Below are 10,447 nucleotides of genomic sequence, written 5' to 3' on the forward strand. Positions count from 1 at the left end.
AGGATCAAGATAATTCGCCAGAATAAACCTATCAAACATTTCAACGATATCTTTCTTCGACAAATAGTTAGAGAAACTATAATTACTTATATTGAACGCCGATAAAAGTGAATGATAGTCCTCGTTTTCTCTAAGGTTCGCGCTGTTAGCAATGGCACACTCCACTATTCTAAACTGTTTATTATAAGGCGCATAGTAAATTTCCTGTTTCAATGGCTGTAAAACGGCCGGCATTGGCTTCGACTCGATATCTTTTACCCAGGACCGATTTTCGTTTATGATAAGTTCCGGTTTCTCAACCAATGCATCTTTTATATCGCTGTATTGTTCCAACTCCGTCGTTATGCCTTCTCCGGCAAGTTTATTCTGCCACACCTCTGCCTGCAACCCATTGCTCGTTGGACCGACGCCAACACGAAACCATACGCCCAAATCTGTTTTCATTGGCATTACAAATGCAGGATAGTTTAGCAGTCTTTTTTTTGCTTCTACGGCATCCGGATAATAGCGAAAATCCTCAAGCTTTAAGAAATAGGGTTTATCAGGCGAAGGGAGTTGTTCGCGCGGATAGACCACATAAAGGATGCCAAGACTGGCAGCCAAAAGCAAGAGCAGAATGCTTACGAAGAATATTTTTTTGTGATGCATAATTCCCCTTTTTAAAGGATTAGTCTTTTACTGCTTGAGCGGCCTTTCTTGTATTCTCCTCAATATCCAAAAAGACATTGATCCCCTCAGCAATGGCAAAACAGCTTATCACAGCAAGAGCCCCTGCTATTATTATCCCAAAACCGTAAACGAGACCTCCCATGGTCCCATATTTCCCGAACGAACTCAGCGTGACAAATTCAATGACAGCAGCAGTAATGGCTATGACCCCTGCAAGAGCACCAATTACCCGATAAACTGTAGATATCATCTTTAAAACGGGATAACGCTCCTGACCGCCTGTTTCAGGTGCCGGTTGGTGCTGTTCCTGAGCAGCAGAACGATCTGTTTCTTTCGGTTCCGTTTTTCTCTGCAAATCGGCATGACAATGGGGACATTGCATGTCCGTCGGCGAGATTTCCTCCCCGCAGTCCCAACACACCATTTTTCTGGTTTGAGCAGGCACATCGGTAAACATGTCTTTTAAGGGCATATATTTATCCTTTCTCCTATCTCTCTGTTTATAAATATAAGATGGAGTCCTTATTTTTTACCGGTGTATGTTTATTCACCGGTCATTCTGGTTTTTGATAGTGGATCAATTAAGCTGATGTTGGCTGTGACCAATTTAAAACCTTTTTCCCTTCCGCATCCGTAAATGAGCCGGTTATGATCATGACGAAATCGATTAAAGCCCATATACCCAATGGGACAAGGAAGATAAATCCTATTAAGAAAAAGCTAAAAACGATCCCCATGATAAAAAGCAGTAACATGACGATGCCGCTTCCGCTCTTCCCGGCATAAAACCTATGTGCTCCGGTCCCACCTAAAAACCCGCACAGAAGTACTGCCACTAACCGCGAACGCATTGAAACGTTTTGGTCTGCCATTTTTATCCTCCTTTATTTTAGCTTATATGGTTTATACAACTCCTCCCCCCAGGAGCAGACGAACGGCCCCGAAGGCTACTGCTATCGCACACAAAATAAGCCCCGCTATTACAAGACCTTTTTTCTGCTCTTTTGTTGTAACTAATGTGACAACACTGACAGCCAATCCTACACCTGCAAACGGGATATTGATCCAATTCAGAGAACCAAAACATGGAAAAAAAGCTACAAACATCCCGAGAAACGCCAAAATCCCCCATACCAGACTTAATACCTGCATAATCACTTACCTCCTTTTATTTTTATACGTCGAGTACTTAACCATACAACTACGAGAAGTTCATTCGCAGCAAACGTGCTATATAAAAAAATACTGAACCTGTTTAACTTCAATGCTTCCGATAATTCTCCTCTGGAGATAAAGAGAAAAGCACGTGTCATCCCGTACAACGGAGATTCAATATGCGGGACATGATTTAATTCACACAGACGGGACAACATAAATATCGTAGCTTGAGGTAAAACAAACGGAGACACAAGGATCATTAAAACAATAGTACTGAGTACAGCCCATACTAAGAGCAACGACAGTTTAACGTCTGTCGCATCCATGGAGAAATACATTTTTACACTATTTTCAGACATCATAATCTATGAGTTTTTCCGACATCTTAGTTACTGTATCTTATCCATTGGGGTAGTTCATATAGAATTCATCCGGCCTTGTAACAGCCGAAATGATTGCCCAGATCCAGGCAACAATTCCCCAGATTCCAAAAGTTATTACCGTGAAAATGAGATTACCCCAGAATTTTCCAGCATCTTTTTGATAAGTATAAACCCATGTCCAGAACCCCAGAAACACGGCTAACAATATCGCGACAGTTTTTTCTTTCGGCATCGGTATGCCCAAACCGGTATGGGATGCCAATTTCACCACTTCGTTGTAGCTGTCTATAACATCCTGTTCCGCATTCCCTTCCGCTTTACATTGTTGGATCATTTCTGCCCGGCTGAGCTTCAGCCGGTTTGCCTTGATCCATTCTACCAATTTCATGTCAACTGCCATGGTACCCTCCTTGAAAATCTATTTGTTTTATAAGTTTGGATAAGCCTTAATTATGGAGAACGTAAAATGATCCATCGGCATTTTTTATAACTCCCCTGTCATTGCACCCATTTATTGCCCATATTGTTGGACTTTTTGCTGAATTAAAATAATAATTAATTTCTCCTTCAGTTGCTTTACCATCACATGCGGAATGTTCTGAAGCAAACCTAACAGGATTCCTTACAACTTTTTCCTTTGCAATCGACATAGAAGCACTCCCTTTATAAGGATTACTTGGCATCTGCCCATTAGGAAGGTAAGTAAGAAAGTGTTGGCTTGTCAATGTACTGGGATATGTACCTCTATTATTCGCTGCATAATCTTCAATAGCAAGATTAAGTGTATGCATACCGCCCTTTACTGAAGCTTCTTTTGCTCTTCCCTGCATAGCCATGAAATTGGGCACAGCGATTGCTGCAAGAATACCTATAATGATCAGGAAAACGGCTGCGGCACCGATTACAACATAAATCCATAGCCTGGAATTTGCTTGCTTATTTGGAGATAATTCAGCAACGCCGCTATATGCCGTCGGTGACTGAGTCCAATTCAATACCCTTTTACCTTTTCCATCTGTAAATGCGCCAGCAATAATCATGATGAAATCAATTAACACCCATATACCTAATGGGATAATGAATATAAACCCTATAAGGAAAAAGCTAGTTATAATTCCTATTAAAAGCAACAGAAGCATAATAACACCGCTTCCGCTTTTTCCAGTATAAAACCTATGCGCTCCGGTCCCGCCTAAAAACCAGCATAAAAGCAATGCCACTAACCGTGAACTTTGGGATATATTTTGCTCTATCGTACTTACAGCAGTCTGTCCTGATTGGTTTACCACTTCGTTGTAGCTGTCTATAACATCCTGCTCCGCATTCCCTTCCGCTTTGCATTGTTGGATCATTTCTGCCCGGCTGAGCTTCAGCCGGTTTGCCTTGATCCATTCTACCAATTTCATGTCAACTGCCATGGTACCCTCCTTTCTATGTTTGCCGGGCAAGTGGGCGGGGCGTACGCCCCGCCCAGAACTATCATTACTTTATCAACAACATTTGTCCGATCGGAGATTTAACCTTGGATGGTGATTGAGCTTTGCGCATACTGCTCAGACTCAGATAAACAGGTTGCGCAGATGAGAGATTACAATCAAGCGTTGCACTTCCTCCATTAACACTAACATTTGCACACCCGCAATTACTGCCATTGCTGTTTATACTGAAATCATAGGTATAAATATTCTTATCGGAATTTACCGCGATAGTACCGTTTAAAGGCCAAGATCCATAACAAGATGAGTTATCAAAGATTAGATTGTTTAACGTAACGGTTACCTTGCCTGAGAAATCCGGCGGTGCCGGCGGCTGACTCACCACTTGTCCATTAATCTTCTCTTCATAAATTTCCCCAAACGTAGCATTACCACTGACGGTGAATGTTGTGCCGGAAAATTGTTCCTGCAAACTGATAATCTGCCCGCTTACGCCCTGAACGGATATGGTTCCCGCTGTGCTGGAAAAGATCGTTCCATTTTCGTTGTTCGAACTACCGTCATTTTCATTATAATTTAATTGAGTAAGAGTTCCGGTCATGTTGTAATTGTATGCATACCACCCATTTCCCGTAACATCCGAGAGCTTGTATCCTGTCGTATAATCGGTAAAGTTTGATGCAGGGGTAAAATGAGCATGTGCATTGCCATTTGTATTGAATGTATTGTTGATGGAAAACGACTGAGAGCCTGGCGTAAATCCCTGTGCATTCCACGAAGCTGAATACCCTTGACTGACCTGTTCCTGCGAGCCATCTGCGAATTGTAACAAACTGTTCAGATTTGCTTCCTCCGGTATGGAGGCATTCCCCTGTATGTAGCTATACGTACCGTGTTCTTTTAAGTCACCATTATCGGTCTCTGTCATAAATGATGCTGATGTATCTTTTGCATTAACCCAGGACAGGGAATGCGGAGCAGGATGTTATAGATAACATCCGTAGTATAAATGCCGCCGTTTTGCTGCAGTCCGGCCCCGGAAATAGTGGTTGGTGTAACAGGTGTTAAATAATATGATATATTGTTAGTATTAAATATACTACCAGCTGATATACAATAAAAATGGTAGCAATAATTATTGTACAAATAAAAAGGATCTGCTGACTGAGCTTCAGCAGTTATCACGTATCCGGCATTCGTATTGTTTAAAAGGGGCGAGCTCGGAATAATCTGCCCTAGTGCTGTCACTACAATACTATCGTTTTGCCCCGCTGAAAGCTGCGCATCGGGTAAGCCGCCGATAGCTCCAGCAACCGAATTACCGGATGAACTGCTGCTACTGCTGCATCCCAGTCCTGCCAACAAAAGCCCCGTTACCAGTACGACCGCAATACTTACTTTTTTCTTATTCATATTTTTCTCCTTTGCTAAAATACCTTGCCAGAGAGGGCGGGCTTCGCCCGCCCTTTGCTCCCCTCCGTCATTCCGTGGCCTTTCCCTCCTGTTGTCATTCCCGTGAAAACGGGAATCCCGCAGTCTTTAATCTTTATTTTACCAAGATACTCTGATTTGTCATCTCCTGCCTTCGAGCAGGGAAACGATCTTGTTCGCCAGTTGTCCCCACGCATAGTATTGACCTTCATAATCGCTGTTATAGTCTACCCATTGTTTATTATTGATGGGTTTCATGAAGCTATCCCATCCGTCTACACTGTCCGCATTTATTGCAAAGCTAACAATCACACTCTTGGTCCTTACATCAATCAGGGAAACATTATACTTATACTGGTCAACCATGGATATAACCAAAAGATCGGTAACACCTGTTTCTTCCAATAACTTATTTTCAAGTGCAAACCACGTATCGGCAAATAACATCTGTGCCTTTGAATTTACAGATGATTTTCCATTCAGTAGAGCACCTAATCCCAAAAGTTGATAATTACTGTTGGTAAGGAAGTCATATACATCATCCCTGACAACATTAAAACCATTCGCTATCAGTGCAGCCTCAACAATCGTCCTCAACGAATGTAATTCTGTCAGAGGTTCATATTCGTTCGTCGTGGTGGTTCCTAAAAGCTCGTTATACGTAGTTGATTTCGAATATGCTATTACGCCTATTTTTGCGGAGCTTCTTACCACACTCAATATAGCTCTATTACCGGTGTAAGCTATATAATATCCAGAAGAAGATCTCATTTGCGCGCATGAATTTACAAAGATGAGCAGCGATAGTATGAAAACAAATGGGACATACCGCATTATCCGATACTTTCTTCCGGTCATCCAGGTTCTTTCTAATCTCACTTCTTTGCCAACTGGACCTACATGGTTTTTCTTTTTCATTTTCTTCTCCTTTGTTTTTTTCCACCTGTCCCGCTCCCTTGAGAAAATGGAGCAACAAGGGAATGTAATTTTAAAAGTTAATATGGTATGTCACGTTCACATACAAACCCAGATTACTGAGATATAATGAATATGGAGAGGTATAAGGTGTGCCTCCGTTGACCGTACCTGAAACAACTGAAGTGAAATAGTGATAAATCAACTCACCTCCTAATGACCAGTCTGACGAAAAATACCAGTCATATCCAATGCCAGCGTTTACGGCTAAATCATTTGCAGACAACTTATTCGTTGTTGTAAAGCTTGTGCCGGATAAAACATTTTGCAGTGTTGATGAATCACCTTGAACCATAGACCACTGGGCATTGCTCACTCCAACAATGAAAGAAAACACTTGATCGTTAAACGGCAGATGAATCTTTAAATTACCATAGGGCAGTTCCATGTACGTCCATGCCCCGTTATTCATACCACCCAAACCTTGCTCATATCCGATCTCAATGCCAAAGTAACGCACTATGTCCCATCCTATCTTTGCCTCCCATGCAGGAGCATAAGAAAACATATTTGGGTCTCCTGTGTCGGGTCCTTGAGGGGTATTCACCCCGAGTCCCACACCTATATAAAGTCCTGTATGAGCATATGACTGATAGGCTTTCTTCATAGACAACATCCTTTGTTCTGCAGGATGGGACTGCATTGCTTGATGAGGCTGAGTAGAGGGATGTTCATTGGTATTCTGTGTCATCATCGGATTCGGTATATTGTTCTGATGAATAGCCGGCTTTGTTTGAACAGTATTAACAGGAGCCATGGCATATTCTATGCTTTGAACATCGTTTGGGTTGATATTAAGAGGACCCAACTCGCTCTTTATCAGAATAGCTTGAGAAGTCTTTTTAACGAGTTCGCCTTTCACAATCTCGCCGGTTTTCATATATATGATTACCATTTGAGGTTGTGGTTTTTGCTCAGGCTGCGGCTGAGGTGCCGGGACGTATGCTATTTTTTGCACCTGATCCGGTTTAACATTGATAACGCCAAAATCAGTTTTTACGCTTATAAGCTTATCGGTTTTGGCCAGAAGGGTACCTTTTATAATTTCACCTGTTTTGAGAAATATCGTTGCTTTCTGCTGTCCTTGTTGGAACTGTGCTGGTTTCGGTGTTTGAGTCTCCTCCGGTGATGCCGGCTGCTGCTTTACTTGAGGAGTCATTGTTTGAGCAGCAGTCGGTGTTTGAGACTGTAGGGCTTGTGGCTGTAGCTGTTGAGTGGGTTTCTGTACTTGGGGTTGTATAGAAGGTTGCGTTACTGCCTGCGGTTGCACTGGCGATGCAGATGGCACGGAAGCTTTTGGCTGTGGTGCCGGCCGTGCCTGTGGAGCTGCTTCATACTTTATCTTTTTGATCTGGGATCCCGGTATACTAAGATTTCCATAATCCGTCTGAATCTCCACACCTTGTCTATTTGCACTCGTTATCTTCCCGACAACGACGTTGCCGTTGTTAAGGATTATAGTGTCGGCATAAGCCTTTGATACTTGTGCTATAATAAAGAACATCATTAATAATATCAATATCCGCCATTCAAAACTCCGTCTCCAGCACTCCTTCCTTTGCTTTCTCATCATACCTCCTCAATGAATTTGTTAAGTAATTACAAAATATTTACTTTGCTTTAATTTGTTGTATTGCTGCTCTGTTGTTGGGCTGGTTTCTCATACTCTATAGTTTTTATATCACTGGATTTTATATTAAGGACACCATAAGATGTTTTTAACTTAATATGTGAAGCATCAGTCTCCTCTATGTCACCTTCGAGTACGGTCCCATTTTTTAGATTCACTTTTGCATGATTTGTTTGTTTCTGTGTCGTTTGTGCCGCCGAAGAAGTGGTCGGAATTATTTTTACACAGCCTCGTATTTCATTGGGAACAGATTGAGTTGTCCTATATATAAATACAGCTCCCTCACTCTTTCCATTTTCAAACGTAGCGTTTTTAAGCTTTACATGATAACCAAGTCCTATATCTTGATAGTCTTGAGGAATGTCCTGAGAGCTACTATAATCTGAAGGGTTTATATTCTCTTCTGAGGGGGTATCTACTACCTGCGGAAGGCAGACTTGGAGTAAAACAGCATTATGACATACCGTTTTTGTCTCTCTGTGATGCTGTATAAGTTTTATTTGTAAATTTTGGATATTAAAACATATTTTGTCCCCTGACATACTGTAATTCCCGTCCCAGTTAAATTGTACGTCGTGATCGGAGTCAAAGGAGAGCACCCTTATTTTAGGAAATATTTGTGGCTCATCCCCAGCGTTTGCTATAAGATATTTTCCACTTTCATTCAGCTTGTAATCGTAGATCATTCCATAAACTTCATCGACTTTAACATTCATCAAAGCTTCCATTTCTTTTACTTTAGCTTCATCGCCAGGTGTTGCAGCACTAAAGCGTTTTAGTGTACGTAATTCCATCGCAGGGTCTTCTGCTTCCCATTTAGTATCATCAAGTCCTTGGCTATAACCCATCATCATTTTACATGCTACTATCTTATATTCGTCGTTAACTTTATCTATCCAAAAATACATCTTAAAGTTACCAAAATATTCCGCATTTGTTATATTAGCATCACAATTGATGTAACCAGTTTCTACATAGGCTTTTATGCCATTGAATGATACAATTTGTAGGTCAGCTATATCAGGGGTATCAATCTTATTTACACAGTATTGCTGAATCAACTTATAAAGATTAGAATTAATCAGCGAGTCAGCTATATGTGGACTTGAAACTAACTTGTGTAAGGCATCCTGATTATTAACCTTAATTGCATAGATAAATTTTCTTGATATCTCTTTTGCATTTTCTTCCCATGTTCCGAACCAATCATTAACAATGTCTTGTGGTGCCCCAAAAAAGCTATAGCCATCTGAGTAACCGGATATAACATCATACATGCTTTCTAACACATAGGTATCTTGTGTTGACTGAAAGACTAAAAAGTATGCTCGTTCACCGGCTGATTGGAAAAGAACCCTTAACCTGACATCGTATTTATTACCCGGTCTCTCTGCGATACTTTCAATATAATGGGTTTGTTTGCAAAATGGTTGGCAGATTGCATCCAAGGTTTTGGAATTATAAATATCTGACGAAAAGTATCCTTTCACTTTGTCAGGTTCGCCCTGGCTTAGAGCGCTAAATATCTTATTTATAATGTCGGGGATATCCCTTTTCGCTTCTTCAAGCAATGGCTCTAATCTACGAAGTTCTTGTAAAGTTTGCGGGCCTGCGCCAATATCCCTTAATTCGTTTATAACCTCTTTAAATGGTTTGAATGCCAAGCCTCTTTTTTTAATAATATTTGCTACCAGACTGTCAGGGGATTTGGTTTTAATAAGCTGTTTTATTTGGGTAAGAGTTAGCGACCTGGCTTGACTACTTTTTACAAAAAGAGGATTTATTAACAGAAACAATATGAACAATACGATAAACCAAGATGTTCTGCCGAAACATTGGAGCCGTTTTGTGCTGTTATTCATAATCCTTCCTCCTTATTAGTTATTGCCAAGGATCTGTTTTGTTTTAACAATCTTATTTTTTAGGTCTGTAGCTTGTTGGTTTTGCGGATCTATTGCTAAAATGTCATCGCAGTCCTTTATTGCATCATCGTATTTTCCTGCATTGAAAAGCGAATGAGCACTCTTGAGAAGGGTCTTTATTTTAGCTTCGTTCTGTATCTTTGTTTGTAATTGGGAGATTTGTTGTGTTATCTGTTGTTTCATAGCAGAAGCCTGTTCGTTGTTCAGATTGTATCTTAATGCTGCATCAACTTCTTTCAGCGCCATATCAAGTTTGTTTCTGTCGAGATGCTCTTTGGCTTTAGCAAGATGTTTTTCTGCTGCCTGTTGAAAAGCTGTTGCCCAAACATATTTACCGGTTTTGTCTATATATGCCCAATGAGGTCCAATCGTAACCAATGCAAGCCCATCGTGGAATTCTCCAGCACCGTCAAACAGAGGTGTTATCTTTGTCTTCCCGGTCTTATCTATATAGCCCCATTCCTTAACAGGAATGACTTTAGTATGTATATGCCCAAACCAGTCTTTCCATTTTTTTTCATGCGTGCCAATTACAGATTCTACAGCAGCAAAACCATCATGGAAATCGTTAGCATTGTCGAACTGAGGAGAAATAATATATTTCCCCGATTTATCTATATAACCACATTTACCGCTACTACATGCCGCTGCGACCCCACCTCGAAACCAATTAGCAGTATCAAACTGGGGATTTATTACATACTTTCCTGATTTATCAATAAATCCGCGTTTATTCCCAAGTTTTATCATTGCGAGACCATCAGTAAATACCCAAGCTTCATCAAATTGAGGATTTATAACAAACTTACCTGATTTGTTTATATATCCAACAGCCCCACCAGT

At 40.9% G+C, this 10,447-nt stretch carries 12 protein-coding genes; all 12 read right to left on the bottom strand.

Annotated elements, in window-relative coordinates; genetic code table 11:
* Positions 1–648 (bottom strand): hypothetical protein (locus tag M1381_11860; protein MCL4479765.1); only part of this gene is annotated, 648 nt, incomplete at its 3' end.
* A 19-nt stretch (positions 649–667) separates the two neighbouring features.
* A complete protein-coding gene (locus M1381_11865; GenBank protein ID MCL4479766.1) occupies positions 668–1,141 on the bottom strand; it encodes a zinc-ribbon domain-containing protein in 474 nt (157 codons plus the stop codon).
* Positions 1,142–1,250: 109 nt separating this feature from the next.
* Entirely contained in the window at positions 1,251–1,541 is a 291-nt protein-coding gene (locus tag M1381_11870; GenBank protein MCL4479767.1) for a TM2 domain-containing protein, read from the bottom strand.
* Positions 1,542–1,572: 31 nt separating this feature from the next.
* Complete coding sequence (locus tag M1381_11875; protein ID MCL4479768.1) at positions 1,573–1,821, bottom strand: hypothetical protein; 249 nt, start codon at positions 1,819–1,821, stop codon at positions 1,573–1,575.
* A gap of 405 nt (positions 1,822–2,226) precedes the next feature.
* Complete coding sequence (locus tag M1381_11880; protein MCL4479769.1) at positions 2,227–2,610, bottom strand: hypothetical protein; 384 nt, start codon at positions 2,608–2,610, stop codon at positions 2,227–2,229.
* Positions 2,611–2,656: 46 nt separating this feature from the next.
* Positions 2,657–3,628, bottom strand: a complete 972-nt coding sequence (locus M1381_11885) for a TM2 domain-containing protein (GenBank protein ID MCL4479770.1) — start codon at positions 3,626–3,628, stop codon at positions 2,657–2,659.
* A gap of 64 nt (positions 3,629–3,692) precedes the next feature.
* Positions 3,693–4,574: a hypothetical protein gene (locus tag M1381_11890; protein MCL4479771.1), complete on the bottom strand. Its 882-nt coding sequence runs from the start codon at positions 4,572–4,574 to the stop codon at positions 3,693–3,695.
* Positions 4,571–5,059 (bottom strand): hypothetical protein, encoded by a 489-nt coding sequence (locus M1381_11895; GenBank protein ID MCL4479772.1) that lies wholly within the window; start codon positions 5,057–5,059, stop codon positions 4,571–4,573. The genes M1381_11890 and M1381_11895 overlap by 4 nt, the downstream gene beginning before the upstream one ends.
* 159 nt (positions 5,060–5,218) lie before the next feature.
* On the bottom strand, positions 5,219–5,995 hold the full coding sequence (locus tag M1381_11900; GenBank protein MCL4479773.1) for a hypothetical protein: 777 nt from the start codon (positions 5,993–5,995) through the stop codon (positions 5,219–5,221).
* A 70-nt stretch (positions 5,996–6,065) separates the two neighbouring features.
* Entirely contained in the window at positions 6,066–7,622 is a 1,557-nt protein-coding gene (locus M1381_11905; protein MCL4479774.1) for a hypothetical protein, read from the bottom strand.
* 50 nt (positions 7,623–7,672) lie between these two features.
* A complete protein-coding gene (locus M1381_11910) occupies positions 7,673–9,544 on the bottom strand; it encodes a hypothetical protein (protein ID MCL4479775.1) in 1,872 nt (623 codons plus the stop codon).
* Between the two features lie 15 nt (positions 9,545–9,559).
* The coding region (locus M1381_11915) for a WG repeat-containing protein (GenBank protein MCL4479776.1) at positions 9,560–10,447 on the bottom strand (888 nt) is incomplete at its 5' end.

Source organism: Deltaproteobacteria bacterium, from assembly GCA_023382265.1.
Taxonomy (GTDB): domain Bacteria; phylum JAMCPX01; class JAMCPX01; order JAMCPX01; family JAMCPX01; genus JAMCPX01.

Excerpts from the sequence above, each read along its gene's own strand:
- M1381_11865 (MCL4479766.1), bottom strand. The coding sequence starts at position 1,141 with ATGCCCTTAAAAGACATGTTTACCGATGTGCCTGCTCAAACCAGAAAA.
- M1381_11870 (MCL4479767.1), bottom strand. The coding sequence starts at position 1,541 with ATGGCAGACCAAAACGTTTCAATGCGTTCGCGGTTAGTGGCAGTACTT.
- M1381_11875 (MCL4479768.1), bottom strand. The coding sequence starts at position 1,821 with ATGCAGGTATTAAGTCTGGTATGGGGGATTTTGGCGTTTCTCGGGATG.
- M1381_11880 (MCL4479769.1), bottom strand. The coding sequence starts at position 2,610 with ATGGCAGTTGACATGAAATTGGTAGAATGGATCAAGGCAAACCGGCTG.
- M1381_11885 (MCL4479770.1), bottom strand. The coding sequence starts at position 3,628 with ATGGCAGTTGACATGAAATTGGTAGAATGGATCAAGGCAAACCGGCTG.
- M1381_11890 (MCL4479771.1), bottom strand. The coding sequence starts at position 4,574 with ATGACAGAGACCGATAATGGTGACTTAAAAGAACACGGTACGTATAGC.
- M1381_11895 (MCL4479772.1), bottom strand. The coding sequence starts at position 5,059 with ATGAATAAGAAAAAAGTAAGTATTGCGGTCGTACTGGTAACGGGGCTT.
- M1381_11900 (MCL4479773.1), bottom strand. The coding sequence starts at position 5,995 with ATGAAAAAGAAAAACCATGTAGGTCCAGTTGGCAAAGAAGTGAGATTA.
- M1381_11905 (MCL4479774.1), bottom strand. The coding sequence starts at position 7,622 with ATGAGAAAGCAAAGGAAGGAGTGCTGGAGACGGAGTTTTGAATGGCGG.
- M1381_11910 (MCL4479775.1), bottom strand. The coding sequence starts at position 9,544 with ATGAATAACAGCACAAAACGGCTCCAATGTTTCGGCAGAACATCTTGG.